The 23,720-nt window shown below is 68.4% G+C and carries 22 protein-coding genes; 10 read left to right on the forward strand and 12 right to left on the reverse strand.

Annotated elements, in window-relative coordinates; genetic code table 11:
* Positions 1-81 precede the first annotated feature (81 nt).
* Together BM109_RS22865 and BM109_RS22870 are read left to right on the forward strand one after the other, a co-directional pair.
* Complete coding sequence (locus BM109_RS22865; RefSeq protein WP_093347615.1) at positions 82-870, forward strand: IclR family transcriptional regulator domain-containing protein; 789 nt, start codon at positions 82-84, stop codon at positions 868-870.
* An 86-nt stretch (positions 871-956) separates the two neighbouring features.
* The gene (locus BM109_RS22870; protein WP_093347617.1) at positions 957-2,411 is read left to right on the forward strand and encodes an esterase-like activity of phytase family protein; all 1,455 of its coding nucleotides are present in this window, start codon (positions 957-959) and stop codon (positions 2,409-2,411) included.
* A 19-nt stretch (positions 2,412-2,430) separates the two neighbouring features.
* On the opposite strand, the gene BM109_RS22875 is transcribed toward BM109_RS22870, so the two are convergent.
* The 12 genes from BM109_RS22875 to BM109_RS22930 form a co-directional block, all read right to left on the reverse strand.
* Positions 2,431-3,354 (reverse strand): SDR family oxidoreductase, encoded by a 924-nt coding sequence (locus BM109_RS22875; protein WP_093347618.1) that lies wholly within the window; start codon positions 3,352-3,354, stop codon positions 2,431-2,433.
* A 46-nt stretch (positions 3,355-3,400) separates the two neighbouring features.
* On the reverse strand, positions 3,401-4,288 hold the full coding sequence (locus BM109_RS22880; protein WP_093347619.1) for a helix-turn-helix transcriptional regulator: 888 nt from the start codon (positions 4,286-4,288) through the stop codon (positions 3,401-3,403).
* A 47-nt stretch (positions 4,289-4,335) separates the two neighbouring features.
* Entirely contained in the window at positions 4,336-5,343 is a 1,008-nt protein-coding gene (locus BM109_RS22885) for a Bug family tripartite tricarboxylate transporter substrate binding protein (protein ID WP_093347620.1), read from the reverse strand.
* 78 nt (positions 5,344-5,421) lie between these two features.
* Positions 5,422-6,435, reverse strand: coding sequence for a branched-chain amino acid ABC transporter permease (locus tag BM109_RS22890; RefSeq protein WP_256222721.1), 1,014 nt, complete (start codon positions 6,433-6,435; stop codon positions 5,422-5,424).
* A 5-nt stretch (positions 6,436-6,440) separates the two neighbouring features.
* Positions 6,441-7,304, reverse strand: a complete 864-nt coding sequence (locus BM109_RS22895; RefSeq protein ID WP_093347625.1) for a branched-chain amino acid ABC transporter permease — start codon at positions 7,302-7,304, stop codon at positions 6,441-6,443.
* Complete coding sequence (locus tag BM109_RS22900) at positions 7,297-8,016, reverse strand: ABC transporter ATP-binding protein (protein ID WP_093347638.1); 720 nt, start codon at positions 8,014-8,016, stop codon at positions 7,297-7,299. The genes BM109_RS22895 and BM109_RS22900 overlap by 8 nt, the downstream gene beginning before the upstream one ends.
* A complete protein-coding gene (locus tag BM109_RS22905) occupies positions 8,013-8,732 on the reverse strand; it encodes an ABC transporter ATP-binding protein (RefSeq protein ID WP_093347644.1) in 720 nt (239 codons plus the stop codon). The genes BM109_RS22900 and BM109_RS22905 overlap by 4 nt, the downstream gene beginning before the upstream one ends.
* A gap of 5 nt (positions 8,733-8,737) precedes the next feature.
* A complete protein-coding gene (locus tag BM109_RS22910) occupies positions 8,738-9,991 on the reverse strand; it encodes an ABC transporter substrate-binding protein (RefSeq protein ID WP_093347645.1) in 1,254 nt (417 codons plus the stop codon).
* Between the two features lie 45 nt (positions 9,992-10,036).
* Positions 10,037-11,500, reverse strand: a complete 1,464-nt coding sequence (locus BM109_RS22915) for an aldehyde dehydrogenase family protein (RefSeq protein WP_093348348.1) — start codon at positions 11,498-11,500, stop codon at positions 10,037-10,039.
* A 133-nt stretch (positions 11,501-11,633) separates the two neighbouring features.
* A complete protein-coding gene (locus BM109_RS22920) occupies positions 11,634-12,641 on the reverse strand; it encodes a hydroxyquinol 1,2-dioxygenase (protein WP_093347646.1) in 1,008 nt (335 codons plus the stop codon).
* Between the two features lie 20 nt (positions 12,642-12,661).
* Complete coding sequence (locus BM109_RS22925) at positions 12,662-13,201, reverse strand: cupin domain-containing protein (protein ID WP_093347647.1); 540 nt, start codon at positions 13,199-13,201, stop codon at positions 12,662-12,664.
* Between the two features lie 130 nt (positions 13,202-13,331).
* Positions 13,332-14,276 (reverse strand): LysR family transcriptional regulator, encoded by a 945-nt coding sequence (locus tag BM109_RS22930; protein ID WP_093347648.1) that lies wholly within the window; start codon positions 14,274-14,276, stop codon positions 13,332-13,334.
* A 137-nt stretch (positions 14,277-14,413) separates the two neighbouring features.
* Between BM109_RS22930 and BM109_RS22935 the strand changes: the two genes are divergently transcribed.
* The 8 genes from BM109_RS22935 (at position 14,414) to BM109_RS22970 (ending at position 23,717) form a co-directional block, all read left to right on the forward strand.
* Positions 14,414-15,961: an amino acid permease gene (locus BM109_RS22935; protein WP_093347650.1), complete on the forward strand. Its 1,548-nt coding sequence runs from the start codon at positions 14,414-14,416 to the stop codon at positions 15,959-15,961.
* Between the two features lie 158 nt (positions 15,962-16,119).
* Entirely contained in the window at positions 16,120-17,262 is a 1,143-nt protein-coding gene (locus BM109_RS22940; protein WP_093347651.1) for a nuclear transport factor 2 family protein, read from the forward strand.
* Positions 17,263-17,336: 74 nt separating this feature from the next.
* The gene (locus BM109_RS22945; RefSeq protein WP_256222723.1) at positions 17,337-18,800 is read left to right on the forward strand and encodes a L,D-transpeptidase family protein; all 1,464 of its coding nucleotides are present in this window, start codon (positions 17,337-17,339) and stop codon (positions 18,798-18,800) included.
* 412 nt (positions 18,801-19,212) lie between these two features.
* Positions 19,213-19,386, forward strand: coding sequence for a Flp family type IVb pilin (locus tag BM109_RS22950; protein WP_093347656.1), 174 nt, complete (start codon positions 19,213-19,215; stop codon positions 19,384-19,386).
* 39 nt (positions 19,387-19,425) lie between these two features.
* Positions 19,426-19,923 carry an A24 family peptidase gene (locus tag BM109_RS22955; RefSeq protein ID WP_256222751.1) on the forward strand — a complete coding sequence of 166 codons (498 nt, stop codon included), beginning with the start codon at positions 19,426-19,428 and terminating at the stop codon, positions 19,921-19,923.
* 65 nt (positions 19,924-19,988) lie between these two features.
* Positions 19,989-20,981, forward strand: coding sequence for a Flp pilus assembly protein CpaB (gene cpaB, locus BM109_RS22960; RefSeq protein ID WP_093347670.1), 993 nt, complete (start codon positions 19,989-19,991; stop codon positions 20,979-20,981).
* Between the two features lie 184 nt (positions 20,982-21,165).
* Positions 21,166-22,386 (forward strand): type II and III secretion system protein family protein, encoded by a 1,221-nt coding sequence (locus BM109_RS22965; RefSeq protein ID WP_371268831.1) that lies wholly within the window; start codon positions 21,166-21,168, stop codon positions 22,384-22,386.
* 35 nt (positions 22,387-22,421) lie between these two features.
* Positions 22,422-23,717 (forward strand): CpaE/TadZ family protein, encoded by a 1,296-nt coding sequence (locus BM109_RS22970; protein ID WP_093348356.1) that lies wholly within the window; start codon positions 22,422-22,424, stop codon positions 23,715-23,717.
* Positions 23,718-23,720: the final 3 nt, after the last annotated feature.

Raw genomic sequence — 23,720 nt, forward strand, 5'->3', positions numbered from 1 at the left:
CGCTGCGCGTCCTGGGGAGTCTATTTTGTTCGCATATCGAACATCTGTTCGTATAATGAATTCTAGAGAGGATCCACACCCATGGCAACCCGCCCCCTTGCGCCCACCGAGACGCCCGCCCCCGGCGACAGCTACGTGCAGTCCTTCGCGCGCGGCCTGCAGGTGATCCGCTCGTTCAGCGCGAGCGCGCCGCACCAGACGCTCAGCGAGGTGGCCGCCGCCAGCGGCCTCACGCGCGCGGGCGCACGCCGCATCCTGCTCACGCTGCAGACGCTCGGCTACGTGGTCAGCGACGGCAAGCTGTTCACGCTCACGCCGCGCATCCTCGACCTGGGCTTCGCCTACCTGTCGTCGATGCCGATCTGGAACCGCGCCGAGCCCGTGATGGAGGCGCTGGTGCAGCAGGTGCAGGAGTCGTGCTCGGCCGCGGTGCTCGACGCCACCGACATCGTCTACGTGCTGCGCGTGCCGACGCAGAAGATCATGCGCATCAGCCTCGGCGTGGGCTCGCGGCTGCCGGCCTATTGCACCTCGCTGGGCCGGCTGCTGCTGGCCGACCTGCCCGACGAGGAGGTGCGCGCGCGGCTCGAGGCCTCGGCGATCGAACCGCTGACCAAGCACACGGTGACCGACATCGACGCGCTGCTGGCCAAGGTGGCGCAAGCGCGGCGCCAGCAGTGGTGCCTGGTGAACCAGGAGCTCGAGGAGGGCCTGATCTCGGTGGCCGCGCCGATCGTCGACCGCGCGGGCCGCATGGTGGCCGCGCTCAACATCAGCGGCCAGGCCAACCGCACCAGCGCGAAGGTGATGCAGGACAGCATGCTGCCCGCGCTGCGCGAGGCGGCGCAGCGGATCTCGAGCCTGCTCTGAGCGAGCGCGCCCGGTGCGCAAGGCCTTCACCGGACTGTCATCGCCGCTCTCTAGATTCCCGCGGCACAACAACCGGGGGATCATCCATGTCCATCACGTCCGGCCGCTTCGCGCGGTCCGTCCTGTCGCGCCATCTCGCCGCGGCCCTCTCCACGATCGCTTTGCTCGCCGCCTGCGGTGGCGGCGATGGCGGCGGCATCGCCTTCCCGGTGCTGCCGCCCGCGCCGGCACCGGCCCCCGCGCCGCCGGCCCCGCCGCCCGCGGCCGAAGGCAAGGGCCTGCCGCACCAGCTCACGGGCTGGGCCTCGCTGTCCGACACGGCGCGCTGGAGCGGCCCGACCTCGGGCCAGTTCATCACCGCCGCGCTCGGCGTGGCGCCGCCCTTCGTCAACGGCCAGCCGATCCCGGGCTTCTCGGCACTGCTGAAGAACGACGACGGCAGCTGGACCGCCCTGCCCGACAACGGCTATGGCAGCAAGGGCAACTCGGCCGACTTCGTGATCGGCTTCTACAACGTGAGCATCGCGTTGCGCACCACGGCCGACGGCAGCAGCCGCCCGGGCGCGATCACGGTCAACCGCCACGTGGCCTTCAACGATGCCAAAGGCTTCCTCAAGGACGGCAAGGGCGTGGACCTGAAGATCACGGCCGACTTCGCGAACTACCAGACGCTGTCGGGCAACACCCTGGTCGACAGCGGCATCGCAGTCGATGCGCGCATCCGCGGCGGCCGGCTGCTCACGGGCTTCGACCTCGACGTGGAATCGATCGCGCGCGCACCCGACGGCAGCTACTTCGTCGGCGAGGAGTTCGGCCCCTACATCCTGCATTTCGACAAGGACGGCACGCTGATGGCCGACCCGGTGCCGCATCCCTTCCTGCGCAGCCCCTCGCACCCCGAGGTGATGGCCGGCACCGTCAGCGCCACCTCGCTGTCGAGCCGCGGCTTCGAGAGCCTGGCCTTCAACGCCGACCGCAGCCGGCTCTACGCCGTGCCCGAGGCCGCGCCCTCGCTGGCGTCGCTGCGCCCGGTGGCCGACGACGAGCGCTACCTGAACTTCTTCGAGTTCGATCCGGCCGCGATGCTCTACACCGGCAAGACCCTGGTCTACAAGAAGGACGGGCCGGCCAAGGACAACCAGATCGTGATCGGCGACATGACGAACGTCGGCGGCAGCCGCTTCGTGCTGATCGAGCGCGACAGCCTGTTCGGCACCAAGGCGGTGGTCAAGCGTCTCTACCTCGTCGACCTCAACGTGAAGGACGCCGACGGCGCGCTCAAGAAGACGCTGCTGGTGGACCTGCTCGACATCGCCGACCCGAAGGGCATCGGCGGCCCGCTGCCCAACGTGGCGGCCGGCCGCTTCAGCATGCCCTTCGACTCGATCGAGAGCGTGGAGGTGGTGGACGCGCACACGCTCGCGGTGGCGATCGATTCGAACTTCCCGACCGAGGACGGACGCCTGCCGGGCAACCCCGACGACACCGAGGTGATCACGATCCGCTTCGACCAGGCGCTGTTCGACCGCGCCGCGAAGTGAGCCGAGGGACGGCGGCGTCTCAGGCGCCGCCGTCCTCCATCTCGAAGGGCGCGACCTGGCGGCCGTCGATGTCGGTGAAACCGTACTCGCGCGCGAGGTCGCCCACGCGCAGCGCGCGGCCGGTCTTGTGCATCACGTTCGCGTCGCCGGCCAGCGCCACGATGGCACGCCCGATGTAGCGCGGCGATTCGGTGCGCGCGAGCGCGGGCCGCTCGTGCCAGTGCGCCTCGTCGGTCTGGTGGCCGGCCAGCACGAACTCGGTGCGCATCCAGCCCGGCGACACCGCCACCGAGGCCACGCCGTGCGCGCGCAGGTCCTGCGCCATGCCGAAGGCCAGCCGCGTCATCGAGGCCTTGGCGAGGTCGTAGAACAGGCTGCCGCGCAGGTAGCGGTCGCGGTCCCAGAAGGTGGTGGTGGCGATCAGGCCATGGCCCTGGCGCACCAGCAGCGGCGCGGCGCAACGGCTGGCCACGAGATGGTTGCGCACGCCGCGGTCGAACATGGCCTCCCAGTTCGACAGCGGATGCTCCCAGAACGGCGCCTCGAACACGCCGTTGAAGCTCTCGTGGCCGCCCCAGGCGTTGTTGACCAGCAGGTCGAGCCGGCCGGCCTCTCGCTCGACGCGCGCGAACAGCGCCTGCACCTGCGCTTCGTCGGTGTGGTCGCAGCGCACGGCCACGCCCCGCCCGCCCAGGCGCGTGACCTCCTCGGCCGTGTCCTCGATGCTGCCGGGCACGCGCTGCATGCCGGACAGCGCGAGGATCTGGCCGTAGCTGTCCGCGGGCTGCGCGCGCGTGCTGCGGCCCGTGACGTAGACGGTGGCGCCGGCCGCGCCGAGTTCGAGCGCGATGCCACGCCCCGCGCCACGGCTCGCGCCCGTGACCACGGCCACGCGGCCTTGCAGGGAGGGCAGTGCATTCGCACCCGTGGGCTGGTCGGTCATCGGTCGGCTCGCTGAAAAGGAAAGAAGCGCCGAAGGTAGCGCCGCCTCAGGCCGGCGTCTTGGAAGAACCCGCAATCGCGCGGCCCAGGAACTCGGTGGGCGTGACGCCGCACAGCGCGCGGAACTCGTTGGCCATGTGCGACTGGTCGTAGAAGCCGCTGTCGACCGCCACCTCGGCCCAGGCCGGCATCGGCGTGGCACGCAGCGCGCGCAGGCAGCCATGCATGCGCGCGAGCCGGCGCCAGGCGCGCGGCGAGAGGCCGACCTGCGCATGGAACAGCTGCTGCAGCCGGCGCTCGCCCAGGCCCACCGCCGCGGCCACCTCGCGCAGCGGACGCCGGCCGGCCGAGGCCGCGATCAGCTGCGCGGCCTGCAGCGCGCCCGGATGCAGGCCCAGCCTCGCCTGCGCGCGGCCGTCGGCCTCGGCGAGGCGGCGGCACAGCGCGGCATCGAGCAGCGCGACGCGCGCGGCATCGCTGGGGGCTTCGGCCATGCGTTCGAGCAGTTGCGCACCGGCGCCGCGCCAGAGTTCGTCGAGGTGCAGCACGCGACCCGCGAGCTCGCCCGCGGGCAGGCCGAGCAGCAGGGCCGCGGCACCGGGCCGCAGGGTGATCGACAGGCCTTCCATGCGCTTGCGCAGCCGCACCAGCACGGCCTCGGCCGAGGCGCCGATGGCCTCGACGGCCAGCCCCTCGGCGCCGTTGGCCGAAGGCGCGTCGCCGAGGTTGAAGACCAGCCGCGCGGCACCGTCGGGCAGCACGCGCTCGAGCACCTCCTCGCCCTCGGCGAAGCGCTCGCGGTACACGAGGATGTGGGCGACATGCGGGCGCAGCGGCGCGCTGGCGGCGAAGGAGCGCACCGTGCCGCCGGGCGCGTCCATCGGCGGCCCGAGCAGGGGGCCGTCGTCGAGGTGGAGGAAAAGGCGCTCGCTCATGCCGGGTCGGTCCGGGAAAGGACCGGCCAGCATGCCACAGGCGCGGCTCAACCCTCGGCGTGGATGCCCTTCATCAGGATCACGCCGCCCAGCCGCGCGGTGTCGGCGCGCATGCGGCGCGCCAGCGCGTCGGGCGAACCGGGCTGGGCCTGCCAGCCGGTCTTGAGCAGCGCCTCGCGCACCTCGTCCATGCTGATCACCTCGACCAGCGCGGCGTTGAGCCTGGCCAGCGCGGTCTTGTTCATGCCCGCGGGCGCGGCCAGCGCGGTCCAGATCTCGAGGTCGGCGCCGCGCACGTCGGCATCGCGGATGGTCGGCAGCTCGGGCACCAGCGGGCTGCGCTCGGGCGAGGTCACGCCGATGGCCTTGAGCTTGCCCGAACGCACGTGCGGCATCGCGAGCGCGGGCGGCAGCAGCGCGAGCTGGATCTCGCCCGCGAGCAGGCCCGCGATCACCTGCGGATTGCCGGTGTAGGGCTTGTGCTGCGCGGTGATGGCCGAGCGGCTCTTGAGCAGTTCCATGCCCAGGTGGCCCACCGTGCCCACGCCCGGCGTGCCGTACTTGCCGCCGCTGCCGAGGTTGCGCACCCACAGCAGGTGGTCGGCCGCGGTCTTGCCGGTGGCATTGCCCGACACGGCCAGCACCAGCGGCGCGGTGCCGACCATGCCGACCGGCGCGAAGTCCTTCTCGGGATCGAAGGGGAGCTTGGGATTGAGCAGCTTCGCGATCGTGAGGTTGCCGTTGATCAGCGCGCCGATGGTGTGGTCGTCGGTGGCCTTGGCGACCTGGTCGGCCACGATGTTGCCGCTCTCGCCGGGCTTGTTCTCGACCAGCACCGGCTGGCGCAGCAGCTTCGCGAGCGGCTCGGCGATGGCGCGCGCCAGCAGGTCGGGCGAGGCGCCGGTCGGGAAGCCGACCAGCAGTTTCACGGGCTTGGTGGGCCAGGCGGCTTCGCCGGCGCGTGGCTTGTCCTGGGCCCAGGCACCCTGGGGAAGAAGGGAGGCGGCCAGCGCTGCGGCGCCGCCCTCGAGCAGGCGGCGTTTGGTGATCGTCACGGGAGGAACTCCGGATGTAAGCGGCGGAGCAACAATTGTAAACAGATAGTTACATGAATGCTGCGGCGCAGCGCGAAATCACGGTTCCCTGGCGACCAGCCTGCGTTGCGTGGGAAACAGCGACCAGCCCCAGCGCTGCTGCGCGAAGCCCCACAGCCCCTGCTTGAAGAACAGCGTGGCCACGCTCGCGAGCAGCCCGAGTCCCAGCAGGTACCAGGTGCCGTAGTCGCTGAGGAACTTGTTGAGCGCCCAGAAGACGAGCGCGCCCACCAGCGGCCCTTCGATGCGGCCGATGCCGCCGATCACCACCATGAAGATCGCGAACGCACTCCAGTTGACGCTGAAGGCCGCGTCGGGGCTGATGCGCAGGTTGCCGACGAAGTACAGCGCGCCCGCGAGCCCCGCGCCGAAGGCCGCGACGCCGTACACCGCGAGCTTCATGCGCGCCACCGGCACGCCCTGCGACTCGGCCGCCACCTCGTTGTCGCGGATCGCCAGCAGCGCGAGACCGCGCTTGCTGCGCAGGAACAGGTAGACCAGCGCCACCGCCGCCACCACGCAGCCCAGCGCCATCCAGTAGGTGACGCTCTCGCGCGTGGCCTTGTCGATGCCGCGCAGCGCCGTCAGCGTGGTGCCCGAGCCGCCGCCCACCGCCGACACGTTGGCGAAGCTCAGGCGGAACACCTCGGCGATGACCCAGGTGCCGATCGCGAAGTAGCCGCCCGAGAGCCGGAACGCGATGAAGGAGACCGGAATCGCGACCAGCCCCGCGGCCAGCGCGCCGAGCGGGATCGCGACGAAGGGGTTGAGCCCCGCGAAGTTGCCGAGCACCAGCATCGCGTAGCCGCCGAAGCCGAAGAAGGCCTGCTGCCCGATGCTGACCATGCCGCCATAGCCCGCGAGCAGGTTCCACATCATCGCGAAGATGAAGTAGCAGGCGATCTCGACGAACTCGCGCATCCAGCTCGACTCGCCCCAGAAGGGCAGGCTGGCGGCGACGAGCACCAGCACGATGCCGACGACGAGGGCGCCGCGGCTCGCGGCGGTGGCGCGTTCGACCGCGACGAAGGAAGGGGTGGCGGGGGGCGTCATCGGCGTCATCCGCGTGTCTTGGGAAACAGGCCCTGCGGCCGGAACACGAGCACCGCGAGGAACACGATGTGCCCGAACCAGATGCCCCAGCCCGGATCGAGGCGGAAGCCGACCTGCTGCGCGATGCCGAGGATCATGGCGCCGGCCAGCGTGCCCCAGAACGAGCCCATGCCGCCGATGATCACGGCCTCGAAGGCGAACAGCAGCAGCAGCGGGCCGTCCGAGGGCGACACCGTGGTGCGCATGCCCTGCAGCGCGCCCGCCACCGCGATCAGCACGAAGGCGATGGCGGTCGCGAAGGCATGGACCTTCTTCGCATCGAGGCCCATGAGCTCGGCGATCTCGCGGTCGTCCGACACGGCGCGGAACGACCGGCCCAGCGCCGTGTGCGCGAACAGCCATTGCAGCGCGCCGGTGGCGGCAAGCGCCACGGCCAGCACGATCAGCGGCAGCACGCCGAGCGACAGCGATTCGCCGAGCGCCAGGCCGCGCGTGCCGAGGCCACCGGTCTCGATGGCGCGCGGATCGGCCGAGAACAGCTCGAGCAGCAGGTTCTGGATCACGATCGACAGGCCGAAGGTGACGACCAGCGACGGCAGCGGGTCCTTGCCCAGCGTGCCATTGAGCACCCAGCGCTGCAGCGCGTAGCCGAAGCCGAAGGCCACGGGCAGCACCGCGAGCGCGACCAGCCACGGCGCCGCGGCGCCGGCCAGCGACACGCCCGCGATCACCGCGAAGGCGCCGAGGATGATGAAGTCGCCCTGCGCCGTGTTCGTGAGCCGCATGACGCCGAACATCAGCGACTGGCCGAGCGCGAACAGCGTGTAGAGGCCGCCGAGCAGCACGCCCTGGAGCAGGGTTTCAAGCATGGACCGCCTCGATGCCGAAATAGGCCTGTGCGATCCGCTCACGCGTGAGATCGGCCGACAGGCCCTCGAGCGACACCCGGCCTTCCTGGAAGCAGTAGACGCGCCGCGAGACCTGGCGCGCCATCGTCACGTCCTGCTCGACGATCACCACCGTCATGCCCTCGGCCGTGATGCCGGGCATGGCCGCGTAGATCTCGCGGATGACGACCGGCGCGAGGCCCAGCGAGAGTTCGTCGCACAGCAGCACGTCGGGATTGCTCATGAGCGCGCGGCCCAGCGCCACCATCTGCTGCTGGCCGCCCGAGAGCGAGGTGCCGGGCTGGCGGCGCTTCTCGGCCAGGATGGGGAACAGCGCATAGAGCCGCTGCAGGTTCCACGGGCCCGGGCGCCCCGCGGTGGCGCCCATCAGCAGGTTCTCTTCCACGCTGAGGCTGGGAAACAGCCGGCGGCCCTCGGGCACCAGCGCGAGGCCGCGCCGCACGATCTCGCCGGGCGGCAGGCCGCCGATGGGCTCGCCCCTGAAACGGATCGCCTCGCGCGGCGCGCGCACCAGGCCCGTGAGGCTCTTGAGGAAGGTCGACTTGCCCGCGCCGTTGGCGCCGATGATCGCGACGAGCTCGCCGGCGGCGAGCGCGAAGTCGATGCCGAACAGGGCCTGGGCGTCGCCGTAGAAGGCCTGCAGGCCGTGGGTGCTGAGCAATGCCGCGCTCATGCTTCCATCCCCATGTACACGCGCCGCACCTCCGGATCGTTCATCACCGCGCGAGGTTCGCCCTCGGCCAGCTTCTGCCCGAAGTTGATGACGAACAGCCGGTCGGCCAGCGACAGCAGCGCGTGCACCACGTGCTCGATCCAGATCATGGTCACGCCGCGCGCCTTGATGCGCCGCAGCTCGCCCACCAGCACCGCGGCCTCGGGCTCGGTGAGCCCGCCCGCGATCTCGTCGAGCAGCAGCAGCCGCGGCTTCGTCGCGAGTGCGCGCGCGAGTTCGAGTCGCTTGCGGTCGAGCAGCCGCAGCCCGCCGGCCGGCGCGTTCGCCTGCGCCATCAGCCCGGTCTGCGCCAGCACCTCGTGCGCCGTGCGCCAGGCCTCGCGCTCGGTCTGCTGCCCGCCGAAGCAGGCCGCGGTCACGAGGTTCTCGAACACGCTCATGTTCCCGAAGGGCTGCGGCACCTGGTAGCTGCGGCCGATGCCGGCGCGGCAGCGCTGGTGCGGACGCAGCCGCGTCACGTCGCGGCCGTCGTAGTCGACCCGGCCCGCGTCGGCACGCACGTCGCCCGAGATCAGGTTGAACAGCGTGGTCTTGCCCGCCCCATTGGGGCCGAGGATGCCCAGCGTCTCGCCCTCGGCCACCGCGAGCGTGATGCCGTCGGTGACCTTGAGCGCGCCGTAGGACTTGCTCACGCCATGCAATGCCAGCAGCGCCATGGCGGTCAGAGCGCGCGCAGCTTGCCGCCGGTGGGAATGCCCGGCGCGGCCTCGTTGTTCACGAGGGTGAGTTCCACCTTGTACTTCGTGCCCTTGCCCCACTGGCCGAGCACCAGCGGTGTCTTGCTGACGTTCCTGAACGGCCCCTGGCCGCCCCACTTGACCGGGCCGACCACCGACTGGATCGAGGTCGCGGCCACGGCATCGCGCACGTCGGCGGCCTTGAGCGACTTCGCGCGACCCAGCGCGTTGGCCGCCACCTCGAACAGCGCATGCGCGAAGCCGATCGGCTGCGTCCACTGCTTCTTCGTGCCGGCCTCGTAGGCCTCGGCCAGCGCCTTCGCGCTCTGCTTCGTGAGGCTCGACGCGAAGGGATGCGAGGGGCTCCACCAGACCTCGGTCGAGAGGCCGTCGCCGAGTTCGCCCAGCGCCTCGATCGCGCCCGGGAACAGCAGCGCCTTGCCGAGCGTGATCACCTTCGGTTTGAAGCCCTGCTGCCGCGCCTGCGTGAGGAAGGTCTTGGCATCGGGCGGAATCACCACGCCGGTCACGATCTCCACGCCCTCCTTCTTGAAGGCCGCGATCTGCGCGCTGAAGTCCTGCGTGCCGTTCTGGAAGCGGCCCGGGTCGGTGAGCGTGAAGCCCATCTGCGCGAGCGGCTTCGGAAAGCCCAGCTCCTTGTCGCCCCAGGCGTTGCCGTCGCCGTCGTTCGGGAACAGCCCGCCCACCTTCTTGTTGGTGGCCAGCGTCTTCCAGCCGCTGGTGAAGTTGGCGATGACGTCCTCGAGGCCCCAGAACAGGTGGTAGGTCCAGTCGAAGCCCTTGGCCGGATCGCCCTTGCGGCCGAAGAACCAGGGCTGCCACGGCACCACGCTCGAGATGCAGGGCACCTCGTTGAGCTCGCAGGCATCGCTGACCGGGTTCGCGGTCTCGGGCGTGCCGGCCGTGAGCACCAGCGCCACCTTGTCCTTGAGGATCAGGTCGTTGGCGACCTCGCCCGCGCGGTTCGGGTTCGACTGGCTGTCCTTGAGCACGATCTGCACCGCGTACTTGCGGCCGCCGATGGCGATGCCGTCCTTGAAGGCGGCCTTCATCTGGTCGATGACCCACTTGTCGGCCTCGCCGAAGGGCGCGAGCGGACCGGTCTGCGGCGACACGTAGCCGATCTTGAGCGTATCGGCCGCGAACGCCAGCGGTGTCGCGCCCGCGGCGACGAGGGCCGCGGTGGCCTGGGTGAATTGCCTGCGATTGAATGTCATGCCTGTCTCCTGTTCTTGTGTCTGCGGATGCCGCTCTGCCGAAACTCAGCGCGCGAAATGCGGCGGTATCCGCGCGTCGACGTTGACCCACACGCTCTTGACCTGCGTGTACTCGCGCATCGCGTCGAAGCCCATCTCGCGGCCGTAGCCGCTCTGGCCCACGCCGCCGAAGGGCGAGCCGGGGTTCACGCGCTTGTAGCTGTTGATCCAGACCATGCCGGCGTGCAGCTCGCGCGCCACCTTGTGGGCGCGCTGCAGGTCCTTCGTCCACAGGCCGGAGCCCAGGCCGTAGTCGGTGCCGTTGGCGATGCGCATCGCCTCCTCGTCGTCCTTGAAGGTCAGCACGGTGACGAAGGGACCGAAGACCTCTTCCTGCGCGACGCGGTCGCGGTACGACTTCGCGCGCATCACGGTGGGCTCGACATAGCAGCCCTTCGCGAGATCGCCGCCCGGCGACCGGCCGCCCGCGAGCAGCTCGCCGCCCTCGCCTTGTGCCACTTCTACGTAACTCAGCACGCGCTCGCGGTGCTGGGCGCTGGTCAACGGGCCCATCTCGGTGGTCTCGTCGAGCGGATTGCCGAGGCGGATCGACTTGGCGAGCGGAACGAACTGCGCGAGGAATTCGTCGGCGATCCGCTCGTGCAGCATCAGCCGCGAACCCGCGATGCAGGCCTGGCCCTGGTTGTGGAAGATGGCCCAGGCGCTGCCGTTGACGGCGGCCTGCAGGTTCGCGTCCTCGAACACGATGTTGGGCCCCTTGCCGCCGAGCTCGAGCTGCACCTTCTTGAGGTTGCCCGCGCTGGCCTGCACGATGCGCCGGCCCGTCGCCGTGCTGCCGGTGAAGGCGATCTTCGCGATCTCGGGATGCTCGGCGATGTACTGGCCCGCCACGCTGCCCAGGCCCGGCAGCATGTTGACCACGCCGGGCGGCAGGCCCGCCTCGGCCATCAGCTCGGCGATGCGCAGCGAACTCAGCGGCGTGATCTCGGCCGGCTTCATCACGATGCAGTTGCCGGCCGCGAGCGCGGGCGCCATCTTCCAGCTCGTGAACATCAGCGGGAAGTTCCACGGCACCACCTGGCCGACGATGCCCACGGGCTCGCGCAGCGTGTAGTTGAGGAAGCCCTCCTCCACCGGGATGGTCTCGCCCTGGAACTTGTCGGCCATGCCGCCGAAGTAGCGGAAGCACGCGGCGGTGCGCGGCACGTCGAGCCGGCGCGAATCGCGGATCGGGTGGCCGGTGTCCAGCGATTCGAGGCGCGCGAGTTCCTCGGCGTTGGCCTCGATCAGGTCGGCGAGCCTGAGCAGGATGCGGCCGCGGTCGGCGGCGGCCATGCGGCTCCACGCCGGGAACGCGCGCTTCGCGGCGGCGACGGCCTTGTCGACGTCGGCCTTGCCCGCGAGCGCGACATCGACGATCGGCGTGTTGTCGTGCGGGTTCAGGGTGGCGAGGGTCTCGCCCGATTCGGCGTCGACGAAGCGGCCGTCGATGAAGAGCTGGTGGCGGATGGAAGCAATGGGCATGAGCATTCCTCTCCCTCCCCCTTTGGGGGAGGGTTGGGGTGGGGGCTTCTTCGAAGAGGGCGCGGGCTCGTAGAGCCCCACCCCGGCCCTCCCCCAGCGGGGGAGGGAGACAGGCAGGTCAGAACTGCACGGGAATCTCTGGCGACTCGCCCTTCTGGATCTCGTACACCAGGCTCGGCGAGCCGTTCTCCCACACCAGCAGCATCGAGCGCTTGGGGCTGAAGCCCTGGTGGCGGCAGTAGGCGGGCATGGCGGCCATGTCGCCGGCCTTCATGATCACGCGCGCCATCGGCTTGCCGGTGTTCTTGTCGCCGCAGTCCCAGTGGATCTCGTCGGTCATCTGGAAGAACCACTCGACGCGGTCGTTGCCGTGGATGATCGGCAGGATGTGCTCCTCGGTCGTCGGGCACATGTAGCTGTGCTTCACCACCGAGGTGAAGCTCGGGTTCCAGGTCACCTGCGAGCGGCTCAGGAAGCCGAAGAGATTGAAGGCATGCACCTCGTTCTCGAAGCCGGGCTCGGGATGCAGCTCGGGCTGGTCCTGCGGCACGTCGGCGAAGGCGCGGTTGACCGGCGCGCCGCGCTCGTCGCTGCGCAGGTCGAGGTCGCCCTGGAGGCCCACGCAGCGCGTGGCGAGCTCGCGTGCCCGCGTGATCTTGGCCGTGTTGTTGCCGTTCTTGCGGCCGTAGGGCGAGCCGGTCTCCTGCGGCGCGGCGAAGGGATCGAAGCTCGCGTTGGTCCAGTCGTCGAGCATGGCCTCGAAGGTGGCGCGGATCTGGGCGCTCGGGAAGTTCTCGAGCAGGTCGATGCCCGCGTCCTTCATGGTGCCGTTGAAGCTGCCGGCATAGAGGTCGACCGAGTCGTAGTGGTTGACGGTGCCGAACACGCTGTCGAAGTTGACCCAGCCGTAGAAGAAACCCCAGGCCACGTCGCGCATCAATGCGCGCAGGTAGTTGCCCGCATCCATGGTGTGGCTCATCGGGCGGCCGTCGCGGGTCTGCCAGCCGATGTGGACGAAATACTCGTCGCGGCGGAAGCGGAAGCTGCCGAGCGAGAAGTCCTTGTAGCCGAGCGTGGCGTCGGGTTGCGAGGCGATGACTCGGGCGAGTTCTGCGGGTGCGTTCATGGCGTGTGCTCCTCGTTCATTCAGTGCGACTGGCAGATCTCGGCCCACTTCTCGACCGACAGCTCGCCCTTGCAGGTCTGCAGCACGATCACGCCGGGGCGTGCGCTGCGGAACTGGTAGGCGGTGTTCTTCGGCAGCAGGCCCTGGTGGCCGCGCGAGAGCTTCATCCAACCCATCTTCTTGCCGCGCGGCTCGCCCTCGACCTGCACGGCGCCGTTCTTCTCGGGGTCGGCCACCTTCTGGGCCGCGTCGAGCCGCACCAGGTGCACCTCGACCTCGCCGTCCATCACCAGCGCGAACTCGTCGTGCGCGCAGGTGAACCAGGGCGAGTGGCCCTCGGCACGCAGGGTCTCGAGCACGTAGATCTGGTTCTGGCCGAACACCACCTTCTCGTAGGGCCGGCTGTTGTTCGCGATCTCGAAGCAATTGGAGAAGGCGTAGTGGCGCACGTCGTCGGCGATCGGCTCGACGTGGCCTTTCTCGTAGTGGGCGAGCGAACCGAAGCGGGTGCGGTAGGCGGGCCCTTCGTGGACTTGGTGGGTCTGGGCGGTCTGGGTCATGGCGGTCTCCTTGGTTCTGGCTTGGACCGAACTCTAGGAAACAACCGGGGGGGCCGGTAGGGACCAGATTGGAAGAGGATTATTCGCAGACTCCGAATAATCGCTGGGGTTTACCCGGGAACGCGCGCCCTCACTCGATCAGTTCGGCCGGGATCATTCCGCGCTCGATCAGCGTGGCGTCCCAGGGCGGCACGCGCGTGAAGCGGGTCGCGATGTGCTCGATGAACAGCCGCAGCTTGAGCGCGTTGCGCGAGGTGCCCGCGTAGACCGCGCTCAGCGAGAACGACGAGAGCTGGTGCTCGGGCAGCACCACGCGCAGCTCGCCACGCGCGATCGCGTCGCCCGCCACCAGCGTGGGCAGGCAGACGATGCCCGCGTGCTCGAGCGCGTACTCGCGCAGCAGGTGCACGCTGTTGGTCAACAGCGCGGCCGCGAGGTAGATGGTGGTCTGCTCGCCCTGGTGGTGGAAGGTCCAGCGGTCGCGCGTGGGGTAGCCCGAGTACAGGCCCAGCTTGTGGCGATGCAGCTCGCGCGGGGTCGCGGGCGTGCCGTGGCGCTCGAGATACTCGGGCGTGGCGCACAGCAGCCGGCGCACCGGGAACAGCGGGCGCGACACCAGTTCCTCGGAGGCGGCCGGAAAGATCTGCAGCGCGCAATCGACGCCGGCCTTGACCGGATCGACCACCGCGTCGCTCACGATCAGCTCGAGGTGGATGTCGGGATAAGTGGTGTGGAACTCGCGCAGCAGCGAGGCGAAGCGTCCGAGCACCATGCCCGTGAGCGCATGCACGCGCAGCACGCCCGAGGGAGTGCCGCGCGCATCGCGCATCTGGTCGACGATGTCGTTGGCGCGGCCCACGAGCTCCACGCAGTCGCGCAGGAAGGCCTGGCCCACGTCGCTGAGCCGCACCACGCGCGTGCTGCGGTGGAACAGCGGGGCGCCGAGGAACTCCTCGAGCTGCTTGACGCGCGTGGTGACCACCGAGTTCGCCACCCGGAGCTGACGCGCCGCCTCCGCAAAACTCTGCGTCTGCGCGACGCGCACGAAGGCTTCGATGCTCTGGAGGCGGTCCATGGCGGGACTGTACTGTGCGGGCCCCGCGGCCGTACCCCGGGGCGACGCGGGGGTGCGCGCGGGGCCGCACTTATGATCGCCGCCACCTCGCGCGGGCCTCACGGGCCGCGCGGGCTCATACGGGAGAACACAACGACATGGCAACGGACTCCACCGCGCCCACCCTCGCCTCGCGCACCGCCGCCGAGGAACCCACGCTGCGCCGCGCGCTCGGCACGCGCCACCTGACGATGATCGCCATCGGCGGCTCGATCGGCACCGGCCTGTTCGTGGCCTCGGGCGCCACCGTGTCGCAGGCCGGCCCGGGCGGCGCGCTCGCGGCCTACCTGCTGATCGGCGCGATGGTCTATTTCCTCATGACCAGCCTCGGCGAGCTCGCGGCCTGCATGCCGGTGTCGGGCTCGTTCGCGACCTATGGCGCGCTCTACGTCGACGAGGGCTTCGGCTTCGCGCTCGGCTGGAACTATTGGTACAACTGGGCCGTGACCATCGCGGTCGAGCTCGCGGCCGCGCAGCTGGTGATGCAGTACTGGTTCCCGGGCACGCCGGCCATGCTGTGGAGCGCCCTGTTCCTCGGGCTGATGTTCCTGCTCAACGCGATCTCGGTGCGCGGCTTCGGCGAGGCCGAGTTCTGGTTCGCGCTGGTCAAGGTGGTGACGGTGATCGCCTTCGTGGTGGTCGGCGTGTTGATGATCTTCGGCATCCTGCGCGGCGACCGGCCCGCGGGCTTCGGCAACCTCACGCTCGGCGACGCGCCCTTCGTGGGCGGTCTGCCCGCGATGATCGGCGTGGCGATGATCGCGGGCTTCTCGTTCCAGGGCACCGAGCTGATCGGCGTGGCGGCCGGCGAATCGGCCAACCCCGCGAAGAACATCCCGCGCGCCGTGCGCCAGGTGTTCTGGCGCATCCTGCTGTTCTACGTGCTGGCGATCGGCGTGATCGGCGTGCTGATTCCCTACACCGACCCGAACCTGATCAAGACCGACCTCCACGCCATCGGCGTGAGCCCGTTCACGCTGGTGTTCCGCCACGCCGGGCTGGCCTTCGCAGCCAGCGTGATGAACGCGGTGATCCTCACGGCCGTGCTGTCGGCCGGCAACTCGGGCATGTATGCCTCGACCCGGATGCTGTTCAACCTCGCGAAGGACGGCCGCGCGCCGCGCTGCTTCGCGCGGCTCACGCGCGCGGGCGTGCCGCTCAACGCGCTGCTCGCGACCACCGCGGTCGGCGCGCTGTGCTTTTTGACCTCGCTGTCGGAGAGCCAGGGCGTGTACCTGTGGCTACTGAACCTCTCGGGCATGACCGGCTTCGTGGCCTGGCTCGGCATCGCGGTGAGCCACTACCGCTTCCGCAAGGGAATGATGACTCAGGGGCTGGACCTGTCGCTGCTGCCCTACCGCTCGCCCTTCTTCCCCTACGGGCCGCTGTTCGCCTTCGGCCTGTGCCTGGTGGTCACGCTGGGCCAGAACTACGCCGCCTTCACGGGCGGGCGCATCGACTGGATCGGCGTCTTCTCGACCTACATCGGGCTGGTGCTGTTCGTGGCGGTCTGGTGGGGCTACCGGCTGGCGCGCGGCAGCCGCTTCGTGGCCTACCGGGACATGCACTTTCCGGCGATGCTGCGGCCGGCGCCAGGGCATGGGCTGGCGCCGGCAGACAGCGGGCAGGAACGCGGCGCGGCGTGAAAGACTCGGCCCCACGGTTTCCGGTGGTCGATGCCACGGGGAATGAAACGGCGTTGCAGGCACGCCGCAGCGGCGCCCTCGGTGTGTCTGAAGGTTAACCGCCCCACTTACAATCCCGGGCGCATCCCCTTTCCTCTCCCTCACGAGGCCTCGCCGCCATGCCCAAGAGCTCCCTGCGCACTCCTTTCAGCCTGACGCCCGTCGTGCGCGCCCTGTTCCTGGCCGCCGCGGTCGGCGCCACGGCCCTGCCCGCGCTGGCGGCGCCCGAGCACGAGGAAGTCGACCGCCTGATGCAGGCCGGCAAGCTCGAGGAAGCCTCGACCAAAGCCGACGCCTTCCTGAAGGACAAGCCGCGCGACCCGCAGATGCGCTTTCTCAAGGGCGTGATCCAGCTCGACACCGGCAAGCGCGCCGAGGCGATCGCCGCCTTCACCCAGCTCACGCAGGACGCCCCCGAGCTGCCCGAGCCCTACAACAACCTCGCGGTCATCTACGCGAGCCAGAACCAGTTCGACAAGGCGCGCAACGCCCTCGAGAGCGCGATCCGCACCAATCCGAGCTATGCCACCGCCCAGGAAAACCTCGGCGATCTCTATGCGCGGCTCGCGAGCCAGGCCTACAGCAAGGCGCTGCAGCTCGACCAGAACAACACCGCGGTCGCGCCCAAGCTGGCGGTGATCCGCACGCTGTTCGTACCGGCCGTGCCCGGCGCCAAGCCGACCGTGCTGGCGGCGGCGCCCGAGGCACCGCGCCCGGCACCGGCGGCCCCGGCTCCCGCCCCGGTCGCGAAGGCGCCCGCCCCTGCTCCGGCGCCCGTCGCGGCCCCCGTGCCGGCGCCGGCGCCCGCACCGGTGGCCAAGGCCCCGGCGCCCGCACCGGCACCGGCTCCGGCCGTGGTCGCCAAGGCTCCCGAGGCTTCGCCGCCGGCCGCCGCACCGGCCGCGCCCGCCGCTTCGTCGAGTGCCAATGCGGAGGTCGAATCGGCCGTGCGCGGCTGGGCGGCCGCCTGGGCCGGCCAGGACATGGACCGCTACCTCGCCGCCTACGGCAGCGACTTCACGCCCGGCGGCGGCCAGAGCCGCAAGAACTGGGAAGAGGAACGCCGCGCGCGCATCGTCGGCAAGTCCAGCATCAGCGTGAACCTCGAGAACCTCGTGATCCAGGTCAACGGCCAGTCGGCCACCGCCAAGTTCCGCCAGGTCTACCGTGCCGACAACCTCAACATCTCCAGCCGCAAGACGCTGGAACTGCAACGCTCCGGCGGTCAGTGGCACATTCGCAAGGAAAGCGTCGGCGGCTAGTGGCAGACATCGTCCGGCGGGGCCGGCCTCAGATCCCAGAACTCCGGCGCGGCGGGAGCCTCCTTGCCGCGCTGATGGCCGCGTCGGCCCTCGTGCTCGCCATGCCTGCCGGCGCCGCCGGCAGCACGGGCAAGACCGCGCATGCCAAGACGGCCGGCGCCAAGTCGGGCAAGAGCGCGGCCGGCAGCAGCCGCTCGGCGCAGAAGGAAAAGGCCGGCGCCAAGGAAGCGCGCGGCACCCGCGAATCGCGCAGCGTGCGCGAAGCCCGGGAGGCACGCGAAGCCCGTGACGCCAAGGGCGGCAAGGCCCAGGCCCGCCTGAAGAAGGGGGCCGTGGCGACCGCGGCCGCCGCGGCGGCCGGCACCGCCGCCGTTTCTTCCGAAGCCCGCAGCGCGCGCAAGACGCCGCCCGCGGGCGCGATCCAGGAAGCCGGCAACGCCGAGGCGCGGCTGATCGCGATCTACGAACTCTTCGGCCGCGGCCAGCCGCGGCCCGCACTCGCCAAGGCGCGCGAACTGGTGCGCGACTACCCGAATTTCCAGCTCGCGCAGCTCGTGTACGGCGACCTGCTCGCCTCGCAGGTGCCGGCCGTGCACAGCCTCTCGGACGCCGCCAGCGTGGCGCGCCTGAAGGGCAATCCGGCCATGGCCGAGCTGCAGGAAGAATCGCGCCGCCGCCTGCAGGCGCTGCGCGAACGGCCGCCGCCGAACACCGTGCCCTCGCAGTTCCTCGAGCTGTCCACGCGCAGCCGCTATGCGATCGCCATCGATGCCTCGCGCTCGCGCCTGTACCTGCTCGAGAACGGCGACAAGGGCCTGAAGCTCGTGGCCGACTACTACATCTCGGTCGGCAAGTCGGGCATCGACAAGGCGATCGAGGGCGATGCGCGCACCCCGCTGGGCGTGTACTTCATCACCAGCAGCCTCGACCCGAAGTCGCTCAAGGACTTCTATGGCGCCGGCGCGCTGCCGATCAACTACCCGAACGCCTACGACCAGCGCCGCGGCAAGACCGGCGGCGGCATCTGGCTGCACGGCACGCCCTCGCAGCAGTACGCGCGCGCGCCGCTGGCCAGCGACGGCTGCGTGGTCATGGCCAATCCCGACCTGCGCCAGCTGCTGCGCAAGGTGCAGATCGGCGCCACGCCGGTCGTCACCGCGCGCAGCCTGCAATGGATTTCCCAGCCCCAGGCCGAAAAGGACGCCCAATCCTTTACCAGCGCGATCAATGCCTGGAAAGACGCCCGGACCCAGGGAAATGAAGCGCAATTGAAAAAATTCTATTTGCCGGATTTTCAGCGCCAAGCCAAAAAATCGGCCGACGGAATTTCAATTGTCCGCGATGAAATGGAATACGCCCAGGGCCGGCGTATTCAGTTAAAGGATGTTTCCTACCTCCATTGGCGCGACAGCGACGACACCATGGTCGCCACTTTCGGCGAGGTGTTCGAGGGGGAACGCAGCGGTCGGATGCGCCGCCAGTACTGGCTGCGCCAAGGCGGCGAGTGGAAGCTCTTCCACGAGGAAATCCTGGGCTGATCCCCCTTCGCAGGCAGGGTTGAGGCCCTGAACCTGTGATTTTTTGCGCACGGTCCAACCCTTTCTGGACTGTTACATCTGACCGTTTTCGGGTCGTGTCACGTAACACGTAACACGCATGTACCCGTAACGCATCCCTCTCGCGCACCCCTGTTCCGTAACACTCCCTCCCGTCTTCATGGGATGTCGGTGCACGCCTACAGAGGGAAAAATCGTTTCCGAACTGTTACTCAGCGTCTCTGACCGACCGGTCAACCGATGTCCGTGGGAGTTGGCAGCCATCGTGCTAGCAATCCTTGACTAGCACAGCGGAACTCCCTTCCATCGGGTTTGCCTTGTTGATACACAGAGTTACGCCGGATAACATTCGCACCGCCAGCCCTTGTTAACGACTTTTTCTGAAAGGTTAATCATGCTCAACGCTATTACTCGTTTTATTCGTGATGAAGAAGGCGCGACCGCCATTGAATATGGCCTGATCGCCGGCCTAGTCGCAATTGGAATTACAGTTGCCCTGACGGCACTGGGCACGGATTTGACGGATCTTTTCACGAGGATTTCGGACAAACTTAAGGCAGCCGTTTAAACCGCGTAGCGCTCGGGAACGATCCAAACAATGACATTGATGTCAGCCTGTTTGTTTTGGCTCCTTCTCATCGCCACCTATGACTTCCGACAACGCCGCGTCCCCAATTGGCTGGTGCTCGCAGGTGCCGCGATGGCACTTGCAGCGCTTGCCTGGGGAACGGGGCCGCGTGGAAATGACTGGGCTGGCGCGTTGCTTGGTGCAGGAGTCGGCTTCGGGGCCCTCCTCCTCTTTTACGCTTTGGGGCTGATGGGAGCAGGCGACGTGAAATTTGCTGGCGCTCTCGGACTGTGGGTAGGGGCATGGGCACTGCTCCCCATTTGGGTCATCGGCAGTCTTCTCGCAGGTCTGCATGCGGCTCTTTGGCTCGCTCTTCAACGATGGCCAGTTTCCTCGCGGTTTTCGCTCATGCTTTTCGGGCCACCGTCGTCCGTGGACAGTCGCTCATCGCCGACCCGGACGCGCTTCATTCCCTACGCGGCCTATCTCGCACTGGCAGCCGCAGCGTGGATGGTTTGGGGGCGACAAAGCGGGTGATCGCTTTGCCACCACAAGTTGTTCATCGATAGCTCCCCGATTGCTCTCCCCTTGAAACGCCGCCCATGATCAACGTCACCAAAATCATCGCCGCCATCCTCGTGCTGCTCGCCCTTGCGCTTGGAGGCTACGCCTGGGTCCTCAGCCGCAAGGCGCCACCACCGCCGCCACCCGCAACTGCAAGTGCGGGTACGACACCAGCAAAGTCTGCGCAGACTCAGACTTACCCCGTGGTCGTTGCAACAAGAGCGCTGCCAGCAGGTCAGGCCATCCCGGCGGACGCGCTGCGCGTGGAGCAACTGACGATCAATCCGGCAGGAGCCTTTAAGGAAACGGCTCCCCTCGCTGGGCGGGTCCCGGTGATCGATCTCGGTGAGGGCTCGCCTCTGCTCGCAGGTCAGTTGGTTTCTGGCCTCGCCTTGCGTGTCGCTGAGGGCGAGCGCGCCGTCGCAGTGAAGGCCGATGAGGTCATGGGCGTGGGCAACAAAGTCCAACCCGGGGATTTCGTCGACGTCTTCTTGATGCTCAAGTCCGACAACAAGGACATCGATCGCAGCCAGGCGCGCCTATTGCTGTCGCGCAAACGAGTGCTGGCCTTCGGCAGCGCCTCGGTCGACGGCTTGCAATCCAAGATCGACAAGAACTCGGGTGCGCAGGCACAGCAGCGCACCGAAGCCGCCCGAACTGCCGTGCTCGCGGTGCCAGTGGACGACGTCAACCGCCTCACCCTGGCAGAGAACAGCGGCCGCCTGCTGCTGGCTCTGCGCAATCCAACCGATATGTCGGAGCCGGACCCCAAGCTGTTTGCTGAACTGCCCACCGCTTTACATCCCGCTCCGACGAAACCCGGCGAACCGCGTAGGCCGCCGCTCGAAGGGCTGGACCGTGCACAGGCCGGCGTGACGGCCGCCGATTTCGTGACGGGCGGCAAGCCAGGCATCGCGCGTACGCCTCCTGTAGCGATGCGACGGACCGCGACAAGCGACACCGGCGGTAGCCGGGTCGGCCTCCAAGTCGAAGTCATCCGCGGCGACCGGAGCGAAACCATTCGTTATTGAACAGCGCCACGCTATGCATGTCTCGCAGGAAAAAAACACCATGACGCACCCTCCTCGCGCGAAAACCAACACTCCGGTCCACGCGCTGCGTCCGACACTCGTGGCGTTGTGCCTATTGGCACCGAGCGCTTGGCCCGTCCCATCCTCGGCGGCCGACACTCAGGCAGTCACCTCTCGTGCACCAATGCAACTGCAGGTCGATGCCGGCACACAGAAAGAGTTGTTGATCCCCAAAGGCATCGAACGCATGGCCATTGCCGACGAGGCCGTGGCCGGTGTCGCACTGACCCGCCAATCACCGAATTCAGTGGCCGCGCGCTTGATCGTGACTGGCAAGGCGGCTGGGCGGACCACACTGATGATCTGGGAAAAGGGGCAGTCGTCCGCGACGGTCTATGCACTCGAAGTGCGCCGTCGTGGTTCCACACTCACTGGTTCGCTCGACAGCATGACAGCACACCAAGACGCACGCGACACCGCCATGGCAGCCAGCGGTGAAAAGTCGGTACTGGTCGATCGCTCTGTCGTGAACGTGCGCAGCAACACGGTGCAGGTCGAGGTCAAGGTCGTTGAGTTCAATCGCAGCGTGCTCAAGCAGGCTGGCCTCAACATATTCAGCACGCGCGCCAACTCCAACGGGTTCAGCTTCGGATCCTTCACGCCATCGTCGTTAAAGTCCGCGACGTTCGGAAGCGACGGTTCGATCGCAATCGAAAACAACAATCCACTAGCACAAGCCTTTAGCCTGCTCTTCAACTTCGGGAAGGCCGGCATCGGCTTGAATGTCGGCTTCCTCGAAGGTAACGGCATGGCGCGCGTACTCGCCGAGCCCACGCTGGTGGCACTGTCCGGCCAGAGCGCGAGCTTTCTGGCTGGCGGCGAACTGCCGGTTCCTGTGCCACAGGGCCTTGGCACCACCAGCATCGAGTACAAGCCCTTCGGCATCGGCTTGACACTCACACCCACCGTGCTATCGAATGAGCGCATTGTGCTCAAGGTCGCGCCGGAGGCCAGCGATCTCGACTACACCAACGCGGTGAGCCTCAACGGCGTGGCAGTCCCTGCGATCAGCACCCGCCGCGCCGACACCACCGTGGAACTCGGAGACGGCGAGAGCTTCATCATCGGAGGCTTGGTGAGCCGCACCACGACTTCGAACGCCGACAAGGTGCCACTGCTCGGCGACATCCCCGTACTCGGCACCTTCTTCAAGCAGAACAAGTACCAGATGAACGAGAAGGAACTGGTGATCCTCGTGACGCCGCATCTCGTGAAGCCGATCGCCCGCGACACCGACCTCGCGCCCTATCTGCCCGGCGGTGCGGAGCAACGCGACGGCCCTGTGTGGCGCGCACACCTGCTGGGGCCGGCCTCGGGTACGACGGTACCGGGCTTCTCCCGTTGAGTGAAACCGGCTGCGCACGACCTGTGGCCGACGCCATGAACGCTCCTCGCGATCACCTTCCCGAGACTGGCGCAGAGACGTATCTCTTCGCCTCGGCCAATGGCAGCCACATCACGTGGCTGACAGACGCGCTCGGCGAGCTAGGCACAGTGGTGGTTCTACCGCCCGATGCCAAGTCGATCGATGAACGCATCGCCTTGCTCAGCCCCTCCGCGGTCTTCCTCGATTTCTCCGGGGATCAAGCGCAGGCGGCTGCCGCTTTGAATCAGCGCCTGAAACGCGACTGGTCGGCGCTGGCAGTTCTGGCAACCGGCATCTCGGTTGAACCCGCTTCCATGCTGGCTGCGCTACGCGCCGGTGTGGACGACTTCGTCGACATGGCAGCGCCGCCTTCCGATGCGATCCATACATTGCATAAGCTGCTGGACCGGCGCAGCAGCATGCAGGTCGGAACGCGTGGATGCACTCTCGCGCTTCTAGGCGCGCGCGCCGGGATCGGCGTGACTACGCTCGCGACCAGCCTGTCGCTGTTGCTCAACGACCAACTGACTCAGCCTCAGGCGCCGGCCTCTGGACAGCCGCAGGCCCGCAATGCGCGCCATGGTGTCGCACTGCTCGACCTTGGCCTGCCGGCGCGCGATGGCCTTTTGTACCTCGACACACAGAGCGGCTTCAGCTTCGTAGATGGGGTGCGCAATCTGCGTCGTCTCGATCAGACGCTACTGCACACCGCGCTCGCGCATCACAGCAGTGGCTTGGCTGTATTGCCGCTGCCTGCGAGTCTCGCGCAAGTGCGCGAGATCTCTCATGCCGACTCGGTCGCGCTGATCAAGCGGCTCGGCGACTTCTTCGATTTCCAGATCGCCGACCTCGGCGGTTTCTCGACCATCGACTTCGTGGCGCAGACCGCGAAGGAAGCGCAGCGCTGCTGGGTTGTCTGCGACCAGAGCATCGGCGCCATCGTCTCCACCGCGAACATGCTCAAGGAACTGCGCACGCGCGGCCTCGAGACCGACCAGATGTCGCTGGTGGTCAACAAGTTCGACAGCCACGTGGGCCTCGCGGCCAAGGACATCGCCGAGCGGCTCGAACTACCACTGCGCCACGTGCTGCCCGCGCGCAGCACGCAACTGCTGGCGGCCTCGAGCCGCGGCGAGATGCTGGTGCGCACCGCGCGCAGCGACCCGTACTCGCAAGCCATCGCGGGCCTCGCACGCGGCCTGCATCAGGAATACACCTCTGGCTCCAGCCAGCAGCCGGCGAAGGACCCACGCTGGACGGCGTTGATGTCGAAAGTCACCGGCTTCCGCAAGAGCCCTACCCAAGGTTGAACA

The sequence above is a fragment of the Variovorax sp. PDC80 genome (assembly GCF_900115375.1).
Lineage (GTDB): Bacteria > Pseudomonadota > Gammaproteobacteria > Burkholderiales > Burkholderiaceae_C > Variovorax.